19 protein-coding genes and 1 tRNA gene are annotated in these 19856 nt (G+C 64.9%); 8 read left to right on the plus strand and 12 right to left on the minus strand.

Annotated elements, in window-relative coordinates; genetic code table 11:
- Positions 1–31: 31 nt before the first annotated feature.
- From LPA45_RS11525 to LPA45_RS11535, 3 genes are all read left to right on the plus strand, one after another.
- Positions 32–1678 carry a glycerol-3-phosphate dehydrogenase/oxidase gene (locus tag LPA45_RS11525; protein ID WP_317925425.1) on the plus strand — a complete coding sequence of 549 codons (1647 nt, stop codon included), beginning with the start codon at positions 32–34 and terminating at the stop codon, positions 1676–1678.
- A 53-nt stretch (positions 1679–1731) separates the two neighbouring features.
- Entirely contained in the window at positions 1732–2091 is a 360-nt protein-coding gene (locus tag LPA45_RS11530; protein ID WP_233528286.1) for an MliC family protein, read from the plus strand.
- 93 nt (positions 2092–2184) lie between these two features.
- Complete coding sequence (locus LPA45_RS11535) at positions 2185–2565, plus strand: hypothetical protein (RefSeq protein ID WP_116321958.1); 381 nt, start codon at positions 2185–2187, stop codon at positions 2563–2565.
- A 57-nt stretch (positions 2566–2622) separates the two neighbouring features.
- Here LPA45_RS11535 and LPA45_RS11540 read toward each other — a convergent pair whose 3' ends face one another.
- The 5 genes from LPA45_RS11540 to LPA45_RS11560 all read right to left on the minus strand — a co-directional run bounded on the left by LPA45_RS11540 (position 2623) and on the right by LPA45_RS11560 (position 4601).
- The gene (locus LPA45_RS11540; protein ID WP_317925430.1) at positions 2623–2916 is read right to left on the minus strand and encodes a hypothetical protein; all 294 of its coding nucleotides are present in this window, start codon (positions 2914–2916) and stop codon (positions 2623–2625) included.
- Positions 2917–2993: 77 nt separating this feature from the next.
- Positions 2994–3218, minus strand: coding sequence for a hypothetical protein (locus tag LPA45_RS11545; RefSeq protein ID WP_116321956.1), 225 nt, complete (start codon positions 3216–3218; stop codon positions 2994–2996).
- Positions 3219–3329: 111 nt separating this feature from the next.
- On the minus strand, positions 3330–3746 hold the full coding sequence (locus tag LPA45_RS11550) for a YXWGXW repeat-containing protein (RefSeq protein WP_317925423.1): 417 nt from the start codon (positions 3744–3746) through the stop codon (positions 3330–3332).
- Between the two features lie 126 nt (positions 3747–3872).
- Positions 3873–4076 carry a hypothetical protein gene (locus tag LPA45_RS11555; protein WP_116321954.1) on the minus strand — a complete coding sequence of 68 codons (204 nt, stop codon included), beginning with the start codon at positions 4074–4076 and terminating at the stop codon, positions 3873–3875.
- Positions 4077–4196: 120 nt separating this feature from the next.
- Positions 4197–4601 (minus strand): lysozyme inhibitor LprI family protein, encoded by a 405-nt coding sequence (locus LPA45_RS11560; protein WP_116321953.1) that lies wholly within the window; start codon positions 4599–4601, stop codon positions 4197–4199.
- 318 nt (positions 4602–4919) lie between these two features.
- Here LPA45_RS11560 and LPA45_RS11565 point away from each other — a divergent pair, with 318 nt between their 5' ends.
- Together LPA45_RS11565 and LPA45_RS11570 are read left to right on the plus strand one after the other, a co-directional pair.
- Positions 4920–5516: a YfiR family protein gene (locus tag LPA45_RS11565; RefSeq protein ID WP_317925420.1), complete on the plus strand. Its 597-nt coding sequence runs from the start codon at positions 4920–4922 to the stop codon at positions 5514–5516.
- Positions 5513–6778: a diguanylate cyclase domain-containing protein gene (locus tag LPA45_RS11570; protein ID WP_317925418.1), complete on the plus strand. Its 1266-nt coding sequence runs from the start codon at positions 5513–5515 to the stop codon at positions 6776–6778. Before LPA45_RS11565 ends, LPA45_RS11570 begins: the two co-directional genes overlap by 4 nt.
- 140 nt (positions 6779–6918) lie before the next feature.
- On the opposite strand, the gene LPA45_RS11575 is transcribed toward LPA45_RS11570, so the two are convergent.
- From LPA45_RS11575 to acs, 7 genes are all read right to left on the minus strand, one after another.
- Positions 6919–7194: a hypothetical protein gene (locus LPA45_RS11575; protein ID WP_116321950.1), complete on the minus strand. Its 276-nt coding sequence runs from the start codon at positions 7192–7194 to the stop codon at positions 6919–6921.
- A gap of 53 nt (positions 7195–7247) precedes the next feature.
- Positions 7248–8096 (minus strand): D-amino acid aminotransferase, encoded by an 849-nt coding sequence (locus tag LPA45_RS11580; protein WP_317925416.1) that lies wholly within the window; start codon positions 8094–8096, stop codon positions 7248–7250.
- 395 nt (positions 8097–8491) lie between these two features.
- The gene (locus tag LPA45_RS11585) at positions 8492–8797 is read right to left on the minus strand and encodes a hypothetical protein (RefSeq protein ID WP_147316263.1); all 306 of its coding nucleotides are present in this window, start codon (positions 8795–8797) and stop codon (positions 8492–8494) included.
- 109 nt (positions 8798–8906) lie between these two features.
- Positions 8907–10007 carry an acyltransferase gene (locus tag LPA45_RS11590; protein WP_317925414.1) on the minus strand — a complete coding sequence of 367 codons (1101 nt, stop codon included), beginning with the start codon at positions 10005–10007 and terminating at the stop codon, positions 8907–8909.
- 614 nt (positions 10008–10621) lie between these two features.
- A tRNA-Ser gene (locus LPA45_RS11595) sits at positions 10622–10712 on the minus strand.
- A 60-nt stretch (positions 10713–10772) separates the two neighbouring features.
- Complete coding sequence (locus LPA45_RS11600) at positions 10773–12824, minus strand: sodium:solute symporter family protein (protein WP_317925412.1); 2052 nt, start codon at positions 12822–12824, stop codon at positions 10773–10775.
- A 94-nt stretch (positions 12825–12918) separates the two neighbouring features.
- On the minus strand, positions 12919–14901 hold the full coding sequence (acs, locus tag LPA45_RS11605; RefSeq protein ID WP_367394569.1) for an acetate--CoA ligase: 1983 nt from the start codon (positions 14899–14901) through the stop codon (positions 12919–12921).
- A gap of 1369 nt (positions 14902–16270) precedes the next feature.
- Between acs and ltrA the strand changes: the two genes are divergently transcribed.
- The 3 genes from ltrA to LPA45_RS11620 all read left to right on the plus strand — a co-directional run bounded on the left by ltrA (position 16271) and on the right by LPA45_RS11620 (position 19839).
- Positions 16271–17971, plus strand: coding sequence for a group II intron reverse transcriptase/maturase (gene ltrA / locus LPA45_RS11610; protein ID WP_317919906.1), 1701 nt, complete (start codon positions 16271–16273; stop codon positions 17969–17971).
- Between the two features lie 290 nt (positions 17972–18261).
- Positions 18262–19164, plus strand: a complete 903-nt coding sequence (locus tag LPA45_RS11615; protein ID WP_116322296.1) for a DMT family transporter — start codon at positions 18262–18264, stop codon at positions 19162–19164.
- 123 nt (positions 19165–19287) lie between these two features.
- A complete protein-coding gene (locus LPA45_RS11620) occupies positions 19288–19839 on the plus strand; it encodes a TIGR00645 family protein (RefSeq protein ID WP_116322214.1) in 552 nt (183 codons plus the stop codon).
- Positions 19840–19856: the final 17 nt, after the last annotated feature.

Genomic DNA, 19856 nt, shown 5'->3' on the forward strand with positions numbered 1-19856 from the left:
GCCAAGACCGCATATACCCGAAACGAACGCCATGCAGAAAGTCTCCACCCCGACCCAGCCGCCCACCCGTGCCGCCCTGCTTTCCACCCTGGAGCGCGAGCCGCGCTGGGACGTGATCGTCATCGGCGGCGGCGCCACCGGCCTGGGCACCGCGGTCGATGCCGCCTCGCGCGGCTACCGCACCCTGCTGGTCGAAGCCGCCGACTTTGCCAAGGGCACCTCGAGCAAGGCCACCAAGCTCGTCCACGGCGGCGTGCGCTACCTGGCCCAGGGCAATATCGGCCTGGTGCGCGAAGCCCTGCACGAGCGTGGGCTGCTCGCGCGCAACGCACCGCACCTGGTGTGGCCGCTGGGCTTCGTGGTACCGGCGTACCAGATGTTCGACCAGCCCTTCTACGGCATCGGCCTGAAGGTCTACGACATGCTCGCCGGCAACCTCAACCTGGCCGGCAGCCGCTGGCTGAACCACCGCGAGGTGCTGGCCGCCGCGCCCAACCTGGCCGAGCACGTGAGCGGGCGCCCGCTGCGCGGGGGCAACCTGTACTTCGACGGCCAGTTCGACGATGCGCGGCTGGCGGTGGCGCTGATGCGCACGCTGTTCGACGTGGGCGGCACCGCGGTCAACTACATGCGCGTGACCGGCCTCGGCCAGCAAGGCGGTGTGATCAGCGGCGTCACGGTGCAGGACGCGCTGGGCGACGCCAGCTTCCGGCTGCGCGCGGATTGCGTGATCAATGCCACCGGCGTGTGGGTCGACGCGGTGCGGCAGATGGAAGACGGCCACGCCCGCGCCCTGGTGGCGCCAAGCCAGGGCGTGCACCTGACGCTGCCGCGCCGCTTCCTGCCGGGCGAGCGCGCCATCCTGATCCCCAAGACCGACGACGGCCGGGTGCTGTTCGTGGTGCCATGGAACGGCCATACCATCGTCGGCACCACCGATACGCCGCGGCGCGACCTGCCGCTCGAGCCCGATGCCGGGGCCGACGATGTCGATTTCATCCTCGAGACTGCGTCGCGCTACCTGGCCAGGGACCCCACCCGCGCCGACGTCACCAGCGTCTGGGCCGGACTGCGGCCACTGGTCAGGGCTACGGGCGAAGCGTCCACCGCATCGCTGTCGCGCGAGCATACGATCCTGGTCTCGAAGGCCGGGCTGATCACTGTCACCGGCGGCAAATGGACCACCTATCGCAAGATGGCGGAAGACGTGATCGACACCGCGATCCAGCGGCAGATGGTGCACGCCGCGCCATGCGTGACCGCCGAACTGCCGCTGCACGGCGCCGCCGGACTGCCGGCGGAACTGCCGCTGGAGGAGGCGGCCGCGCCGGACCGCTACTACGGCAACGAGCTGGCCACGCTGCGCGCCCTGCCCGGCCATGACCACGTGCTGGCGGCGGCATCGGGCCTGACCGAGGCCCATGTCCGTTTCGCGGCCCGGCACGAGCTGGCGCGGCGCGTCGAAGACGTGCTGGCGCGCCGCAACCGCGTCCTGTTCCTCGATGCGCGCGCCGCGCTGCAGGCCGCGCCGGCGGTGGCCGCGATCCTGGCCGAAGAACTCGGGGAAAACGAAGCCTGGCAAGCGCGCGAACTCGACAGTTTCCGCACGCTTGCCGCTGGCTACCTGCTGGACGGCGCGCCGCAGCCCGCGGAACCGGCCGCCGCCGCCCGCGTCTGAACTGGCTGACACGAACCACCGAGAAAGGCCCATCGACCATGAATCGCCGAACCTTGAACGCAACCCGCGCCGCCGTGATGCTCGCATTGCTGGCCGCTGGCGCCGGCGCCAGCGCGGCGCGTGCCCCCGGCATCGACGGTGTGCGTTTTACCGACGTGCGCACCGTGCGCTACCAGTGCGACGGCGACAAGACCCTGACAGTGCGCTACTTCAACAGTGCGGACAACCAGGCCGCCGTGCTCCGCGTCGAAGGCAAGCCGGTGCTGGCCGTGACCACGGTCTCGGCGTCCGGCGCGCGCTATGTCGGCGGGCGCTACGAGTGGTGGAGCAAGGGCGATACCGGCACGCTGCGCGACCTGATGCAGCAGGAAAACGCCGCGCCGGCGCTGTCGAACTGCCAGGCAAAGCCCTAGCCGGCAGGCATGCAATCGGTGCTGAACTGTCGCCAACGTTTGAGGCAACGTCGTTCCGGGCGATAATGCGGGGATTGAATCAGGGAGAACACCATGGACGAGATTGAAGATCTGTCCGATCTGCCGATGCCCCGCTTTATCTGGGGCTTCGCCGTTATCGCCGGCAAAAGCGGTGAGGTCATGCACGACGAGTTCGAGTATCTGACCCACACCCGCAGCCCGCGCTTTACCTGCCGCGTGGTCGAGCTGGAAGACATGCCGGCTGAAAGCGAGGAAGACGCCATCGACGGCCGCATCGTCCACCATGACGATCCGCGCCGGATGTTCTATATCACCGATGCCGGCATGGCGCTGGTCAACTTCCAGCTGGCCGACAAGATGCCGGACAAGCAGAAGTTCAAGCGCATTTGCGACGAAGCCATCGCCAACTGGATGCTACGCCGCGAATTCCTCGACGAGGAGGAAGAAGACTGACCCACCCGGTTCCGGCCTGGCCGGAACGTTGCGGCCGCCGGCGCGGCCGCGCCTTCATCAGGCCTGGTCTTGCTCCGGCGGCAGCGCGCCCGTCAGCAGTTCATTGAGCAGGCCGCTCATGCCACCGGGATGATTGACGGCCAGCGCCTGCAGGCGCCGGGCCAGCGTGGCGTCCAGCTTGCACGCGAACGGCACCAGGCCCTGCTCCTGGTCCAGCCGGCGCTGTTCGCGGCGATCCAGGCGCCCCGCGGCGCCGCCAGGAATTCCGCCCCGGGTCGCCGAAGCCTGTTTCAGGCTGTTTGCGATCTTCAGGCCCTTGTTCTTTTCCAGGTCCGTTTTCTTCACGGCAATTTCCGAAAGTCTGTCGAGGCCGGCATTGTACGCGCAGGCTGCGGCCGGGCACGGCAACGCGTGCGCACTGCGGCGCGCTACGAGTCGCTGACCTCGATCAACTCGGCCGCGACTCGCTGGATTTCCGCGTAGACCGGGATGGCATCCATCGGACCGGTGCAGCCTACCGCCGTCGCCTGGCTGGCATCCGCGCCCGGCGGCAGAAAGACGAAGGCCATGCCGGGCTGCCAGCCGGGATGCTTGCGCAGGCTGTCATTGAGGATGTCGAGATACTGCGCGCGCGTGAAGACGTGCCTTGCCATCACTACCTCCGGATCCACTGCCGATGCGCCGTGTGGGGCGCGGGAGTCATGGCGGGGATCGTAGCATGGCAATCATGGCCGGCGTCACCTTGCGGCGCCGGCCCGCACGCCTCAGCATTCCCCTTTCTTGGCGTGCCCCGGCGGGCAGTGGTAATCCTTCTTGTTTCCCTTGCCGTTGCCCTTGCCCTTATGGCCGCCTTCGTCCCAGCGCCCCGGCACCAGTACCCAGCCGTCGCGCGACTGGATCCAGCGCGGCGACTCATAAACATAGCCGGGCCGCTCGCGATCCCAGCGGCCCTTTTTCCACGCATGCTTGTGGTGGTGGTCGTCCCAGTCCCAGTAACCCGGCATCCAGACATAGCCGGGACGCGGCGCGGGAATGGCCTCGTACATCGGCGCCGGAGGCGGCACGCCAATGGCAATGTTGACCGACACCTGGGCCATCGACGCCGCACTGAACGCCAGGCCCGAACCCAGCACGGCCGCCAGCAGGATGGTCCGGACCGGCCGGAGCGCGAGATGTGTCATGGAAGCCCTTTCTCCGTTGGAACACGCGCTCAGTCTAGCGCGCGCCGGCCGCGGCGCCATGTAAGAAAGGGTATCCGTTGATCACAAAGATGCCGGCGCGCAACACTCGCTTGCACGCCGGCGGCATCAGTGATCCTCGGCCATCGCCTTGAGCTGGGCCTCGCCGGCAACGCGCGCGGCGTCCGCAGTGGTGAAGGTGTCGTCCGAGACGATGGCGCGCCGGACCTGTTGCGCGCCGAAGTCGACCAGCGCGACCACCCAGACATAGCGCCCTGCCTGGGGAGCGGTCTGCACGAAAGCTTTCAGGTTCGGCCGGGATTCACTCGCCATGATCCATCTCCTTGGGAAACGATCTGGAAACGTCGTTGAGGGATGTGCCGCAACACAAAGGTGTCTGAAAACTCTAGCACACGGTCCGGGCCCTTACCGTCCTTACCGTCCTTACCGTCCTTAGCGGGCGGCGGCCTCGTCGGCATATGCACGCAATTCGCGCGTCCGCGACGCGGTCATCTGCGCGGCGCAGGTTACGCCGGCGACGCGCGCCGCACTGCCGCCGCCCGGATTGGCCACATAGGCACAATTGGCGTCGCGGAACTGCAGCCAGGCCCGCTGCGCCAGCCGCAGTTGCCCCGTGCGCGGCGCCTCCAGCCGGCGCAGCAGGTCCTGGTAGGTGGTATTGACCGCCTTGTCCTGCAAACGCAGTTCTGCCGCGGTGCAGTCGAGCATGTCGACAGTCGACACGGCCTTGGCCATGCAGCGTTCGTAGCCGGCGCTGAGGGCGGGATCGGCCCCCGCGCGGGCCGGCCCTGCGGCCGCGAACAATCCAACCAGGGCAAGGCAGGCAAAGGCGCGCATGGGTGTTTCCTTGGGCGATGCAGGCCAGCCTGGGCGCCAGCTCGGCGCCGGGTGGCAGCGAGTTGGCGAGGTGGCGGCAAGGTGGCGAACGGAATTTCATTCTAAGTGTTGCGTGCGGCACCGCGAAGCCTGGACTGTGGGCAACCCTTCAGTCAGCGCCGCGGCAACCGATAAACAGGCCACGAACCAGGCGCCGCCAACAGCGCGCCCCCTCTGCTCGAACGCTTGACCAGCCAAAACCGACGCCCGGACAATAGCCGCGGGCTGCAGAAACCAGACAACCACACACGCAGCGCATTCGCTCCCGCTCTTCAGATCATGGCTTCTGCCCCGGCCGGCGCCACGCCCGCTTCCTCCGCATCCCGACGGCCGCTGCTGCGCCGGTGGTGGCCTACCCTGTTGGGCGCCATGCTCGCGTTGCTGCCCGCGGTGCTGCCGCCGGCCGTCACCGCGCAGCCCGCGCCACAGCGCACCGAGCAGGTCGCACGCGTAGTCTTGAGCCTGCTCGGCTATGCGCGCTGGCCCGTCGAGCGCGACACGGTACGCCTGTGCGTCGACAACGGCAGCCGCTACTCCGCCCGCCTGATGGAAGGCGGCACGCTTGCCACCGGCCGGCCGGTGCAGCCGCGCCAGGTTGACGTGCTGGCCGATGCACTGAATCCGGGCTGCGATGCCCTCTACGTTGGCGTCATGAACGAAGCCCGGCGCAAGCGGCTGTCGGCAGAGCTGACCGGACGCCCGGTGCTGGTGATCGCCGAGGAAGATTTCGAGTGCGAGGTCGGCAGCATGTTCTGCCTGAACATCCGCGAGAGCCAGGTTTCGTTCCGCGTCAACCTCGACACGCTCTCTCGCAGCGGCGTGCACGTCCACCCCGGCGTGCTGCAACTGGGGCGACGCAAGGGGGCGCCATCATGAGCCCGCGCCGGCCCGAACCCGCTCCCGCGCCCCGTCCCACGCTGTACAGCGTGCTGCGCCGCATTCATCTGGGTGTGGCACTGATCGCGGTCATTACCGCCGGCCTGCTGCTGACGGCGATCGGCGTCACCGCGCTGCGCGTCTATGCCGACCACAACCTGCGGCTGGTGGCCCGCTCGATCGCCTACACACTGGAAGCGCCGGTGGTGTTCCGCGACCAGGCCGCCACCGGCGAGACGCTTGCCATCATCGCCGCGTCGGAAGACATCGCGCGCGCCCAGGTGTATGACGCCGACAACCGCGTACTGGCCGAGTGGCAGCGCCCCCGCCAGCCCCAGCTGACCGGCCTGCGCCAGACGCTGGGCGAATGGCTGAGCATGAACGCGGTGGAACAGCCGATCCTGCACCAGGCGCAGCAGGTCGGCCTGCTGCGTGTCAGCGGCGATCCCCGCAACCTGCTGCAGTTCCTGCTGCAAGGGGCGTTGGGCCTGCTCGGCTGCCTGCTGCTGACCGCGGTCGCCGCGCACTACCTGGCCAGCCGCATGCTGGTGCAGATCGTCGAGCCGCTGCGCAACCTGATGCGGGTGGCGCACGCGGTGCGCTCCGAACGCGACTTCGCGCAGCGCACGCCGCCGGCACGTATCGCGGAGCTCAACGCGCTCAGCGACGACTTCAACGGCCTGCTCGATGAGCTGCAGACGTGGCAGAACCAGATGCAGCACGAAAACCGCTCCCTCGCCCACCGTGCCAACCATGATGCGCTGACGGGGCTGCTGAACCGCGCCGCCTTCGTCGAATCGCTGGAACATGCGGTGCGCCATGCCGCGGCCAACCATGAATATGCGGCGGTTCTGTACCTCGACAGCGACGACTTCAAGGACATCAACGACCGGCACGGGCATGCCTCGGGCGATGCGGTGCTGGTCGCCGTGGCGCAGCGCATCCATGCCAGCCTGCGCAGTGGCGACACCGTGGCACGCATCGGCGGCGACGAATTCGCGGTGCTGGCCACGGCGCTGCGCTCGCCGGGCGACGCCATCCTTGGCGCCGAGCGTATCCTGCAAGCCCTTGCCGAACCGATCGCGCTGCCCGACGGCACCTCGGTGCAGGCGTCGGTCAGCATCGGACTGGCCGTGTTCCCGGTCCATGCGCAGGACAGCCAGGCGCTGCTGCACGCGGCCGATGCCGCCATGTATGGCGCCAAGCGGCGCTCCGGCGGCATCTGGCAAAGCGCGGAGCCGCGCCTGGATGTTACGCTGTGAGCTTCCGCCCGATCGCCACCACGTCTCCGGCTGTGTTGGTTGTACTCGGCCGACCCGGCATCGCTCCGCGGCCGGCCGCGCCGAGAACCGGCGCGTGGCCATCATCGTTTCAGTCGACTGAAGCTTCAGGCGCCAGACGCTCAGTCGCCGAATGGATTAGGCGCGCGGTTTTCGAGCGACTCATTCAGGTCGAACTCGTCGCGTACCTCGTCGACCACCGTGCGTATGCTCGCCTCATAGCCCGTTGCGTTGCCGAAGCCGTTCATGTCCCAGTTGCGGCCGCGGGTATCGCGGGCATGCGGCACCGGCGCGGGCACGTGGATGGTCGCGCCATCCTCGCCGATTTCATAGATATGCTGGATGCGCCGGCTGACCTCGTCCTGCAGGGCACGCCGGCCACGCTCGCGCTTGGCCATGGCTGACTCCTCGATGCATGCGCTGGCATCCTAGCACGGTGCGCCGGCGTGGTTCAAAGTGCCGCGATGGCGGCCTGGTACGCCGCGTAGAGCCGCGCGAAGACTGGTCCGGGCACGCCGGCGCCGATGGTGCGCCCGTCGATCGTGACCACCGGCAGCAGTTCCTTGCTTGCCGAGGACAGCAGCACTTCATCCGCCGCGAACAGGTCCTCCCTGGCGATCCGGCGCGCCTCCAGAGGAATCTCCAGCGCCGCGCAGACTTCTTCCATAAAGCCGTAGCGGATGCCTTCCAGGATCAGGTTGTCCTTGGGCGGCGCCAGCACGCGGCCATCGCGCACCACCCAGACGTTGGACGACGAGGCTTCGGTCAGCCAGCCATCGCGGAACTGGATCGCCTCGGTCACGCCGTGCTCCACGGCATGCTGCGCGGCCAGCACGTTGCCGAGCAGCGAGGTCGACTTGATCTGGCAGTTCAGCCAGCGCCGGTCCTCCATCGTCACGCAGGCCACGCCTTGTTCGCGCATGTGCGCGGGCGGCAGCGCCATCGGATTGGTCATGATCAGCACCGTCGGCACGACTTCCTTCGGGAAGGCGTGCGCACGCCGGGCAACGCCGCGCGTCACCTGGATATAGACCATCTGGTCCGACATGCCGTTGGCACGGACCACGTCGTCGATCAGTGCCTGCCACTGCGCGGGGCCGTGCGGGTCGGGAATCCCGATCGCCTCCAGGCTGCGGTGCAGGCGCGCAAGATGCTGCGCACCGCGTAATGGTTTTCCGCCGTAGTACGGGATGACCTCATAGATGCCATCGCCGAAGATAAAGCCGCGGTCAAGGACGGGGATGCGGGCTTCGGACAGCGGGGTCAGGGTGCCGTTGAGGTGGACGACGGGGTCAGTCATGGGGGCCATTTGGCTTCAGGCGGTGGAGTGAATGAAGAATTCTTTCACACGCGCGCATCTGAAGTTATGCGCATTTTGCATCCACTGCTCGTGAAGTGCTGTGACGCAGGGGAGCCTTGATCACATTCACCCATGTGGGGGTGTTCGCTGCAGCACTTCACGCCGAAAATCAAGGTGTCGTGAGTTGACCCCTCTCGGCATTTCCCGCAGCCCGCCACCGTGCGGGCTTTTTTTTGCATCACCAGAATTGGGGATGCGCGCCGTACCCGCAACGGCGACGATAAGGGCGGGCGGACTGCGACCCGCCCAACGCCACTTCAAGCCCTCGCCTACCCTGGCCGAGGGCTTTTTCTTTTTGTTGGCTCACCGGGTACCGGCGCGAGTACCGGCGCAGGTCACAGCGCGCAAGGCGGCTTGAAGCCTGGCACGGACGCACAGGCGCTTGGCACGGGCAGTTCGGGCCTTTGCACCTCCCCGGGAACGGAAGCATTAACCTCAGCGGCATTGACCGGACAGCGGCCGGTGATTAGCGCTACCGAAGCGAACGGGCCGGGCAGGCATGGCACCACCAACTCGAATCTCGCCAGGCCCTTCGCTTTGGCATACAGGACGCTGCGCCCTGGCATGGCGTCCAGTAACTCGGGAACCAGCATCAAGGTGAGCAGCGAGAATATCGACAGCCAGGCAAACGGTGAAGGCATGGCACGGGTCCCCCGATGGCTTGATGCAACCGCCGTGGTTTCCAGTGTCCTCCAGGCACCCTCCTTTGGCCGGCCTGACCTGACTCCCTTATGTGTGGTGGCGCACAAACTACGAGCGACCTGCTGCGTGCGAAGCGGCCACTGGCGCTATCTGCCGGTGACGTGCACCGAACCGGCGATTTACCCATGACCGCATCGGTTTCTCAACCAGAAAGTGGAGGAGGATGGCGGCGCCCAACGTGAGGAGCAACAGGAGCGTTGCCTGCAACCAGCCGGGCATGGCGGCCAGATCGGGCAGGCGGGTCCGGACAAATGCGAACAGGTACTGCGGAATCCGCTGCACGATATAGATGCAATACGACACCTCGCCCAGAAACACCAGCGCGCCCATCGACAGCACGCGCGTCAGCGCGTCCTTTTCATAGGAAAGCGAGAAAATCAGCCCGCCCGCGCCGGCGACGAACAAGGTGTCCACTGCCAGCCAGACAGCGATGGCGCAGACGAGGAGCGAGATGACGGCACCGAGCACGCACCCGTCGTAGTCCGGCATGGCCTCGCGCAGGCGGCACAGCAGGACACCAAGCATGAACTCGGGGAGCAGCCGCGCGACGCCGCCGCTGACCGAAAGATGCTCTGGCGACGTTGCCTCCACCATCGCAAGCATCGCCAGCGCGCACCCCGCCATCAGCAGGATGCGGGCCTTGTTCATGCGTGGCGCCGCGAGCACGAACAGTGGAAAGCAGACATAGGCAAACCATTCCGCGCTGACCGACCAACCGACGTCATTCCACCCCGCGGCCCCGGCATAGCGCCACGCGCTCAGCAGCAACAATCCCGACACGAATTTCGAAGCCGTGTAGTCGGCGGTTCCGACCACGTTCGTATGCAGCACCACGTCGCGAAGCATTACTGCAGCCGCAAAAACCAGCAGGCAGGTGACGTAGGCCGGGTAGATCCGTGCAATGCGCGCCACGATGAATGCCCGCCAGTCCAGCCGTTCGCCGGGCGATGGCGCGTAATGATAGGCCAGGATAAAGCCGCTCAGGACGAAAAAGCCGTCGACACCGAGATAGCCATGGTCAAAGAACGTGCTGGTGAAGCCGAGGTCGAAGTACACGCCGTCGGCGCCATAGCGATGGAACCAGTGCCTGCACAGCACCCACACGGCAAGCAGCAGCCGCAGGCTTGTCAAAGGTTTGAACTGACGCATACATCCTTCCTCGTAGCCAGGGTTCAATGGCGTAACTGTGCTGCGAGGACAATGGGCGATCGGTGCGGTTGGCGACGAGTTGATGTTTCACGGCCGCATCGGGTCGACGGGGTGATTCCGAGTGCTTGTCGCCCCGGCACAACACCTCTGATTAGAGGGATGCGCGATTCCATGGGCTGTATGACTATCGTCACGGGCGGTTCCGCGACTCGCCCACCACTACTTCAAGCCCTCGACTACCCTGGCCGAGGGCTTTTTCTTTGGTTGGCGCAAACGGGCTGTGGCGCATCCGCAATGCAACAAATCTTTACAACTGAGCCCGTGAAATCCCGCAGGGTTGCCCTAGCCTTTCCCCATGCTTTCCGAAGGAGACGGCCATGCCTTCGTCACGGGACACATTCAAGTTGCGCCGCCCTGGGCGCCGGACGATGAACTGGCATGACGTCGCCCTGATTTCGGCGGCGTGGATCGGCTTGTGTTTGGGCCTTGGGTGGACGCTTTCCAAAGCGGCCGGGACCTTCGAGTAAGGCTGGCTGGCACCCTCTTCGAAACAGCGGGGGGAAATAAAAAAGCCGCCCAGGTTGGGCGGCTTTGATTTGCCTTGCGCATTGTTCTGGCGGAGAGAGGGGGATTCGAACCCCCGATAGGCTATTAACCTATACACGCTTTCCAGGCGTGCGACTTAAACCACTCATCCATCTCTCCGGGAAGTCCGCGATTATAGCAGAGTTGCCCGGCGAATCCACAAGTTCGTGCGGCCCTGCCCTAGCCCCTGCGCAAATACGTCACCAGCCTGTCGATAACCGGCGCGTTGCGCGGCGTGAGCAGGCTGACGATGATCGCCACTGCGAAGCCGGCGGGCACGCCGAAGGCGCCGGAGGCGATCGGGTCGACGCCGAACCAGCGGTTGCCGAAGATGCCGGTCATGCGGGTGAAGAACGGGTAGTTGACGAATATGTAGTACACCGCTACCCCAAGCCCGGCAGCCATGCCCGCGACCGCGCCGGCCGCGGTTGTCCGGCGCCAGAAGATGCCAAGTATCAATACCGGGAAGAAGCTGGACGCCGCCAGCGAGAACGCGGCGCCGACCAGGAACAGGATGTTGCCGGGTCGCAGCGATGTAACGTATGAAGCGAACAAGGCAACGCCGAGCAGCACGATCTTGGCCGTGGTGACGCGGCGCTGGTGGCTCGCCTGGCGATCGACCATGTGATAGAAGACGTCGTGCGACAGTGCATTGGCGATGGTGAGCAGCAGGCCGTCGGCGGTCGACAGCGCCGCGGCCAGCGCGCCGGCGGCGATCAGGCCCGAGATGACGTAGGGCAGCCCGGCAATCTCCGGGGCGGCCAGCACGATCATGTCGGGCTGCAGCAGGATCTCGGCCCATTGCACGATGCCGTCGCCGTTGACGTCGCGGATGCCGAACACCGGCGGATCGACCTTGCGCCATTGCACCACCCATTGCGGCAGTTCCGCATACGATGTGCCGACCAGGTGTTCAAAGAACTCGTACTTGACCAGCGCGGCCAGCGTTGGCGCGGACACGTACAGCAGCGCGATGCAGAACACGGCCCAGGCCACCGAGTTCCGGGTCTCCTTGACGGAGGGCGTGGTGTAGAGGCGCGTCAGGATATGCGGCAGGCTGGCGGTACCGACCATCAGGCAGAACACCAGCAACACAAAATTCAGCCGCTTGGTCTTGCGCTCCTGCTCGGACACCGCGGGATACGGCTCGGTGGACGACATCGACTGCCGGCTGCGCGCAAGCGCCTCTTCACGCTGCAGGCTCCACTGCTGCTGCGCGGCGGCGGGATCGCGCGGGAACTCCAGGCGTTCGCGCTCCAGCGCCTTGATGTCCCGCAGCGGCGCATTGCGCGCGCGCAGATCCTGCAGCCGCGCGTCCAGCGTATCTCGCTCCTGCCGGAAGGATGCCGGCAGGAGCGAGATGCGATCCTGCAACAGGATGGCCTGCTGCTTGTAGTACTCGCGCACGGCCTGCTCGGCGGGCTCGCGCTCCAGTTCCTGCTCGCGCGCATCGAGCTGCGCCAGCAGCGTGCCATAGCTGAGCTGCGGCACGGCTTCCTGGTGATGCTTCCACGCGATCATCGACACCGTGACCAGGAAGGCGACGATCATCATGATGTACTGCGCTACCTGCGTCCACGTAACCGCGCGCATGCCGCCCAGGAACGAGCACACCAGGATGCCGGCCAGCCCGAAGAAGATGCCGACGGCGAATTCCACGCCGATGAAGCGCGTCACCACAAGCCCTACCCCCTGGATCTGCGCGACCAGGTAGACGAAGGAACACAGCGAGGCCGCCAGCACCGCGATCGCACGCACCGGCAGGTTGCCGCCGGGCTTGCCGTTGCCATAGCGCGCGGCGAGGAAATCGGGGATGGTGTAGCCGCCGTACTTGCGCAGGTATGGCGCCAGCAGGAAGGCCACCAGGCAATAGCCGCCGGTCCAGCCCATCACGTAGGCGAGGCCCTCGTACCCGGAAGCGAACAGGATGCCGGCCAGCCCGATGAAGGACGCCGCGCTCATCCAGTCGGCGGCAATCGCCATGCCGTTGAACAGCGCCGGCACGCGCCGCGAGGCGACGTAATACTCGTTGAGGTCGGAGGTGCGGCAGATCAGCCCGATGCAGGCATAGATCGCGATGGTGATAAAGAGGAAGACATAGCCAAGCCACAGGGCATCGGCGTTGGAGCGCTCCAGCAGCCCCATCATGCCGACGAAGCCGAACAACCCTAGCGTGAACAGGCCGTAGTACAGCAGCAGCCGGCGGCGGAAGCGCGACTGGGCATCGGGCATGGGCGGCGGTCCGTGGTCGGTGGGGCGCTATCGTAACAAACCCGCCGGCGCGCGGGAACGCGGCGGCGGGTTGGTCGGTTGCACGCTGGCGGGATTATTGGGCTTGCTTGAGCTGGTCCAGGATCGCCGGGTTCTCCAGCGTCGAGGTGTCCTGCGTAATCTCCTCGCCCTTGGCCAGCGATCGCAGCAGCCGGCGCATGATCTTGCCCGAGCGCGTCTTGGGCAGGTTGTCGCCGAAGCGGATGTCCCTGGGCTTGGCGATCGGGCCGATTTCCTTGCCGACCCAGTTGCGCAGCTCGGCAGCAAGCTTGGCCGCCTCGTCTCCGCTCGGCCGCGAGCGCTTGAGCACGACGAAGGCGCAGATCGCCTCGCCGGTCATGTCGTCGGGACGGCCGACCACCGCGGCCTCGGCCACCAGCGGGTTGGACACCAGCGCCGACTCGATCTCCATCGTGCCCATGCGGTGGCCCGACACGTTCAGCACGTCGTCGATGCGGCCCATGATGGTGAAGTAGCCGGTGTCCTTGTCGCGGATCGAACCGTCGCCGGCCAGGTAGAGCTTGCCACCCAGTTCTTCCGGGAAATAGCTCTTCCTGAAGCGCTCCGGGTCGCCCCAGATGGTGCGGATCATCGACGGCCACGGGCGCTTGACCACCAGGATGCCGCCATTGCCGTCAGGCACGTCATGGCCGGTCTCGTCGACGATGGCGGCCATGATGCCCGGCAGCGGCAGCGTGCACGAACCTGGCACCAGCGGCGTCGCGCCCGGCAGCGGCGTGATCATGTGGCCGCCGGTCTCGGTCTGCCAGAAGGTATCGACGACCGGGCAGTTCTCGTTGCCGATGTGTTTGTAGTACCACATCCACGCTTCCGGATTGATCGGCTCGCCCACGGTGCCCAGCAGGCGCAGGCTCGACAGGTCGTATTGCTTCGGATGGATTTTCTCGTCGGCCTCGGCGGCCTTGATCAGCGAGCGGATCGCGGTCGGCGCGGTGTAGAAGATGCTGACCTTGTGGCGCGCGATCATGTCCCAGAAGCGGCCGGCGTTCGGGTACGTGGGCACGCCTTCGAAGACCACCTGCGTGGCGCCGGCGGCCAGCGGGCCGTAGGCGATGTAAGTATGGCCGGTGACCCAGCCGATGTCGGCGGTACACCAGAACAGGTCGTCGGGCTTGAGGTCGAAGGTCCACTTCATCGTCATCAGCGCCCACAGCAGGTAGCCGCCGGTGCTGTGCTGCACGCCCTTGGGCTTGCCGGTGGAGCCCGAGGTATAGAGCACGAACAGCGGGTGCTCGGCGCCGACGGGCTCGGCCTCGCAGGTATCGGGCTGGTTGGCGCAGACGTCGTCGAGCCAGCGGTCGCGGCCCTCGGTCCAGCCGACGTTGCCGCCGGTGCGGCGGTAGACGATCACGCTCTTGACCGCCTCGCAGCCGCCCAGCGCCAGCGCGTCGTCGGCGATGGCCTTCAGCGGCAGCGCCTTGCCGCCGCGCATCTGCTCGTCGGCAGTGATCAGCGCCACCGCGCCCACGTCGACCAGCCGCTCCTGCAGCGACTTGGCGGAGAAGCCGCCGAACACCACCGAATGCGTGGCGCCCAGGCGCGCGCAGGCCTGCATCGCGGCCACGCCTTCGACCGACATCGGCATGTAGATCACGACGCGGTCGCCCTTCCTGATGCCGAGCGTCTTCAGGCCATTGGCCAGGCGGCACACCTTCGCATGCAGTTCGCGGTAGGTGACGCGCGTCACGGTGCCATCGTCGGCCTCGAACACGATCGCGACCTTGTCGGCGTTGCCGTTTTCAAGGTTGCGGTCCAGGCAGTTGTAGGACGCGTTGAGCTGGCCGTCCTCGAACCACTTGTAAAACGGCGCGTTGCTCTCGTCCAGCACCTTGGTGAAGGGCTTGTTCCAGTGCAGCAGTTCGCGGGCGTGGCGTGCCCAGAAGCCTTCGTAGTCGCGTTCGGCTTCCTCGCACAGCGCCTGGTAGGCCTCCATGCTGGGAATCGCGGCCTGGCTGGCGAACGACTCGGGCGGGTTGAACACGCGGTGCTCGTGCATCACCGATTCGATGGCGGACATAGACTTGTCTCCTGATTTTGGACTGGCTTTGGCTGCCAAGGTACGCCCGACGGCTTACTTAAACCTGACGGTCGGCGGCTGCCGCTTGCGGTGACTGGCCGGTTTCCGTTGTCGCCGCATGCTGCAATGCAGCGGGAAACGTCCTGCGAAACGTCCTGCCATCGGGGGCGAAAGTGCAGCCTTCTCCATTAGGCTAGCACAGCTATAATGCCGCGAGCCGTGCGACACGCACTAACGTGTCCGGGTAGCTCCAACGTAAGGAGCATCGACCTTTGTTGAGACAAGGAGAAGGCTTCGGCCCGAACCGTCCAATCTCAACCATTTCTTGCTTAGACAAACCCGGCCGGTAAAGCCGTGGGGCGTCCGATGTGTTGTGAGAAGGCCGGAGTAGTGGCTGACTTGCAGCTTGCTTTTGCTGGAGGAAATTCCAGCCATTGCCCAAGGGCGGGGACGCTCGCCTGCGGGCGAGCTCTCTGTAAACGCCCCTCCTCGGAGGCGGCGGGCGCCATGCAACGGCAATTTTTGTTGCGAAAACGCCACATAGCTTTCAACCGATCCGGATGGATCGGCGCTACGTCCTTTGGGGCGATGACCGGTGCTCGCGAGAGTCCGCCATCGTCAAGCGCTCGCCCGTATTGGGAGCACGCGAATAAGGAAGTGAGGTCCCGGAGCGCAAGCTCTGTGCGTTATGGTTCGGTCAAACACGCCTGTGAGGACGCTTTGATAGAGAACCTGCTATGCGACTAGCAGTAGCCTAGGGAGACATGCGTCACTGGTAACGGTGGGGTGTGAAGCTCTCCTGACAACGTAGCCCCCGCAAGGGTGCCCACGGATCGTGAGGTCGGTAGGCAGAAAACCGAAGCAGCATCGGTTTAGGAGCTAGGCTGGCTGGTATGAGTAATGAAAGTGAACCGCTGATAAACGTCGTAAGCATTGCTGTGCCAAAGCTGATGATAGGCACTAACCAAAAGGTACGTGGTTGGATACTTCGGTGGCTTGTCGAAGTACGTCGCCAAACAACCACCGGCGGAGAGGCGGACTCTAACCCAGTCTTGTAACGCGCAGGGAACGTGGTAAGCCCGTATGGCTGCCGGAGTGCTGTACGACTCAGGCAGGCGAACCGTAAGGAACGCTGTTGGCTGTGCGGGTATGGGAGGTTGGAAAAAGCGAATGCCGGGCTGTAACGGCTCGGATAGGGATTGAAACATCATCCCACGCGAAAGCGGGCAGACTTCCAACTGGTCTTCTCGTCGCAGGACGGCTGACTAAACTCGCTTGTTTAAAATTTCTTCCCTTGAGGGACAACCTGTCCCTCAAGGGGCATGTTGTCTTTCGATGTTGGGGAAGATCCTCAAGATAGGAGGGCAGCATGGATGCATTGATCCGCAAGGATGAATCTGCGCCTTCCGGCGTACCGGAAAGATGGGGCGACATTGATTGGCGCCGCGTGGAACGGAACGTTCGGGTGATGCAGATTCGAATTGCGAAGGCAACACAGGAAGAGGATTGGCGCAGGGTGAAAGCCTTGCAAAGGTCCTTGACCCGCTCGTGGTCCGCCAAAGCATCGGCGGTAAGGCGAGTGGCGATGAACCAAGGTGCGCGGACGGCGGGAGTCGATCGCGTAAAGTGGGAAACGTCTGAAGCCCGGTGGGAAGCCATCGGGAGGTTGAAGCGTCGGGGGTATAGGCCACTGCCTTTACGGAGAGTCTACATCCCCAAGTCGAATGGGAAGAAACGCCCTTTGGGCATTCCGACCCTACACGACCGAGCCATGCAAGCGTTGTATCTGCTGGCGCTGGAACCGGTGTCCGAAGGGACGAGCGACCCGAACTCTTACGGGTTTCGGATCAATCGCTCGACCCACGATGCCATGTCTCAGCTATTCGTATCTTTATCCCAGAAGGCCTCGGCCCAATGGGTGCTGGAGGCGGATATCAAAGGGTGCTTTGACCATATCAGTCACGACTGGCTGGAGCGCAATGTCCCAATGGACAAAGCAATCCTTCGGAAGTGGTTGAAGGCTGGCGTGGTATTTCAGGGCCAGTTTCAGGCGACCGACGCTGGAACACCACAGGGGGGCATCATTTCCCCGACTCTGGCAAATGTGGCATTGAACGGGTTGGAACGATCACTGAGCAAGGTTCTTGAAGCCAAGTTCGGTGTCAAGAAGACGCGGACGCTGAAGGTACACGTTGTGCGCTATGCGGACGACTTCGTGATCACCGGCAACACGCCGGAGGTGCTAGAGAACGAAGTGAAACCGTGGGTGGAGCAGTTCCTAGCATTACGGGGGCTGACGCTATCGACGGAGAAAACGCGGATCACCAACATCGCCGACGGTTTTGACTTCCTAGGGTGGAATTTCCGGAAGTACTCGGGAACGCTGCTCATCAAGCCGAGCAAGAAGAACGTGAAAGCGTTCTACTGCAAGGTGAAGCAGGTCATCAATGCAAACAAGACGGCAAAGCAGGAGAAGCTAATTCGACTGCTGAACCCGATGCTAAGGGGCTGGGCGCAGTATCACTGCCCGGTGGCAGCGAAGGCGGCGTTCACCCGAATGGAGCATCTGATTTTTCGTGCTCTATGGAGGTGGGCAAAACGGCGACATCGAGGAAAGAACTCAGGATGGGTGCGGAAGAAGTATTTCGCCTCAGTCGGAAATCGAAACTGGGTGTTCGGAACCACTGCTGTGAACAAGGCAGGTGAAGGCTACTGGATGGAGATGTATTCGATTGCGGGTACGCTCATTCGGAGGCACAAGAAGGTGCGGGCGGACTACCATCCGTTCGACCCGGCGCAGGAGATGTATGGCGAAAAATTGCGGCAGGAACGCATGGCAGATCGCATGTCGTACCGAAAGCAGTGGGCAAAGCTGTACGTTTCTCAGCGCGGCTTGTGCGTGGTGTGCCAAGGCGAGCTTACCGACGAGACTGGATGGGATGACCATCACATCGAACCCCGAATTCTGGGGGGCTCCCATGCTCTAGGAAATCGCGTATTGTTGCACCCCGATTGCCATGTCCAAGTTCATCACTACGGCAAAATTGCTGTGAAACCGGTGTTTGAATAAGTTCAATCACTTTGTAAAGGCTTGAGCCGTATGCGGGGAAACTCGCACGTACGGTTCTTAGGGGGGAGAGGTCCAGGAATGGATTTCTCCTACCCTCCCTATACCTGAACGCGGCGCTTACCCTTGCCACGTCCCCTCCAAGCTTGCACGGCTCGCCGCGCCATCGCGCCACCCGCGATCGTGGCCGCCCGCTGACCGAGGCATCGACCGTGCCCGCCAACACCTCCACCGCAGCCACTACCCCCTCTCAACTTTTCTCCCCGGTCCACGCCCTGTTCCTGGTCGGATCGATGGCACTGGTCGGCAGCAATGTAGGGCTGGGCAAATCGATCATCGCCCATGTGCCGGTGCTGCTGTTCGCGCTGCTGCGCTTTGTCATCGCTATCGTCTGCCTGGCGCCGTGGTACCGGCCCGCGCGCATGCGCCAGGTGTCGCGCGCCGAATGGCTGAACCTGTTCCTGCAGGCGTTCTTCGGCACCTTCCTGTTCACGCTGCTGATGCTCAACGGCGTGCGGCTGACCAGCGCCATGGCCGCCGGGGTCATCACCAGCACCATCCCTGCCACGGTGGCGATCCTGTCCTGGCTGGTGCTGCGCGAACGGTTGTCGCGGCGCACCGTGGCCTCGGTGCTGCTGGCGGTGGCCGGCATCGCCGTGCTCAACATCGCCCGCGGCGATTCGCACGGCGCCGGCGAGAACAGCCAGGCCTGGCTGGGCAACCTGATGATCCTGGGCGCGGTGCTGTGCGAATCGATCTACGTGATCCTGTCGCGCCGCCTCACGCAGACGCTGGCCGCCATCGAGATCTGCGCCTATACCCACCTGATCGGCGGCTTGCTGATGCTGCCGCTGGGGCTGGTGCCGCTGCTGACCTTCGACGCCTCCACGGTACCGGCGCAGACCTGGCTGATGCTGCTGTGGTACGCGCTGTCAGCCAGCGTGTTCTCGTTCTGGCTGTGGATGAAGGGCATCCGCCACGTGCCGGCGCAGTTGGCGGGCGTGTTCACCTCGGTGCTGCCGGTGGCCGCGGCCACCTACGGCATTGTCGTGCTGGGCGAGCAGCCGGGCTGGCCACACGGCGTGGCGCTGGGCTGCGTGCTGGCCGGGATCGTTCTTGCAAGCTGGCCGGGCCGGATTGCGCGCGGCGCCTGGCGCGGCAAGGCGGCCGGCGCGGACCCGGGCGCGGCGAACTGAGCCCCTCGGGCGAGGACCGGTAGCCGCCCTCGGTTACGGTCGGTAACACAGTCCGGTCATCGGCGCTTGGTACAATCCACGCCGACTTTCAACCCGCCGCATTTTCCACTCTTCGCCCCGCCCATGGCTTCCAATCCAATGACCAGGCCGCAGACCATGCGGCCGATCCCGAGCATTATCTTCGCGTCGCGCTGGCTGCAGTTGCCGCTTTACCTGGGCCTGATCGTCGCCCAGGGCGTCTATGTCTACCATTTCCTGGTCGAAGTCTGGCACCTGCTGGCGCATGTGACCGAGTTCGACGAGAACAAGATCATGCTGGTGGTGCTGGGCCTGATCGACGTGGTGATGATCTCCAACCTGCTGATCATGGTGATCGTGGGCGGCTATGAGACCTTCGTCTCGCGGCTGGGCATCGACAACCACCCGGACGAGCCGGAATGGCTGGACCACGTCAACGCCGGCGTGCTCAAGGTCAAGCTGTCGATGGCGCTGATCGGCATTTCGTCGATCCACCTGCTCAAGACCTTTATCGACGCCGAGCAGCGTACCACCCACACCATCATGTGGCAGGTGGCGATTCACATTGCCTTCCTCGCCTCCGCGGTGGCAATGGCCTGGGTAGACCGGATGGTGACGCACCCCGCCGGCGCCCATGCGAAGCCGGAAACACATTGAAGCGAAGCTGAGCTTTT

The organism is Cupriavidus sp. Agwp_2 (genome assembly GCF_040784895.1).
GTDB lineage: Bacteria > Pseudomonadota > Gammaproteobacteria > Burkholderiales > Burkholderiaceae > Cupriavidus.

What these genes read in the sequence shown, in the direction of transcription:
- LPA45_RS11535 (WP_116321958.1), top strand. Translation starts at nt 2,185, where the DNA reads ATGGACGAGATTGAAGATCTGTCCGATCTGCCGATGCCCCGCTTTATC.
- LPA45_RS11525 (WP_317925425.1), top strand. Translation starts at nt 32, where the DNA reads ATGCAGAAAGTCTCCACCCCGACCCAGCCGCCCACCCGTGCCGCCCTG.
- LPA45_RS11590 (WP_317925414.1), bottom strand. Translation starts at nt 10,007, where the DNA reads ATGCGTCAGTTCAAACCTTTGACAAGCCTGCGGCTGCTGCTTGCCGTG.
- LPA45_RS11545 (WP_116321956.1), bottom strand. Translation starts at nt 3,218, where the DNA reads ATGGCAAGGCACGTCTTCACGCGCGCGCAGTATCTCGACATCCTCAAT.
- LPA45_RS11560 (WP_116321953.1), bottom strand. Translation starts at nt 4,601, where the DNA reads ATGCGCGCCTTTGCCTGCCTTGCCCTGGTTGGATTGTTCGCGGCCGCA.
- LPA45_RS11615 (WP_116322296.1), top strand. Translation starts at nt 18,262, where the DNA reads ATGGCACTGGTCGGCAGCAATGTAGGGCTGGGCAAATCGATCATCGCC.
- LPA45_RS11620 (WP_116322214.1), top strand. Translation starts at nt 19,288, where the DNA reads ATGGCTTCCAATCCAATGACCAGGCCGCAGACCATGCGGCCGATCCCG.
- LPA45_RS11600 (WP_317925412.1), bottom strand. Translation starts at nt 12,824, where the DNA reads ATGCCCGATGCCCAGTCGCGCTTCCGCCGCCGGCTGCTGCTGTACTAC.
- LPA45_RS11550 (WP_317925423.1), bottom strand. Translation starts at nt 3,746, where the DNA reads ATGACACATCTCGCGCTCCGGCCGGTCCGGACCATCCTGCTGGCGGCC.
- LPA45_RS11585 (WP_147316263.1), bottom strand. Translation starts at nt 8,797, where the DNA reads ATGCCTTCACCGTTTGCCTGGCTGTCGATATTCTCGCTGCTCACCTTG.
- LPA45_RS11555 (WP_116321954.1), bottom strand. Translation starts at nt 4,076, where the DNA reads ATGGCGAGTGAATCCCGGCCGAACCTGAAAGCTTTCGTGCAGACCGCT.
- LPA45_RS11570 (WP_317925418.1), top strand. Translation starts at nt 5,513, where the DNA reads ATGAGCCCGCGCCGGCCCGAACCCGCTCCCGCGCCCCGTCCCACGCTG.
- ltrA (WP_317919906.1), top strand. Translation starts at nt 16,271, where the DNA reads ATGGATGCATTGATCCGCAAGGATGAATCTGCGCCTTCCGGCGTACCG.
- LPA45_RS11580 (WP_317925416.1), bottom strand. Translation starts at nt 8,096, where the DNA reads ATGACTGACCCCGTCGTCCACCTCAACGGCACCCTGACCCCGCTGTCC.
- LPA45_RS11565 (WP_317925420.1), top strand. Translation starts at nt 4,920, where the DNA reads ATGGCTTCTGCCCCGGCCGGCGCCACGCCCGCTTCCTCCGCATCCCGA.
- LPA45_RS11575 (WP_116321950.1), bottom strand. Translation starts at nt 7,194, where the DNA reads ATGGCCAAGCGCGAGCGTGGCCGGCGTGCCCTGCAGGACGAGGTCAGC.
- acs (WP_367394569.1), bottom strand. Translation starts at nt 14,901, where the DNA reads ATGTCCGCCATCGAATCGGTGATGCACGAGCACCGCGTGTTCAACCCG.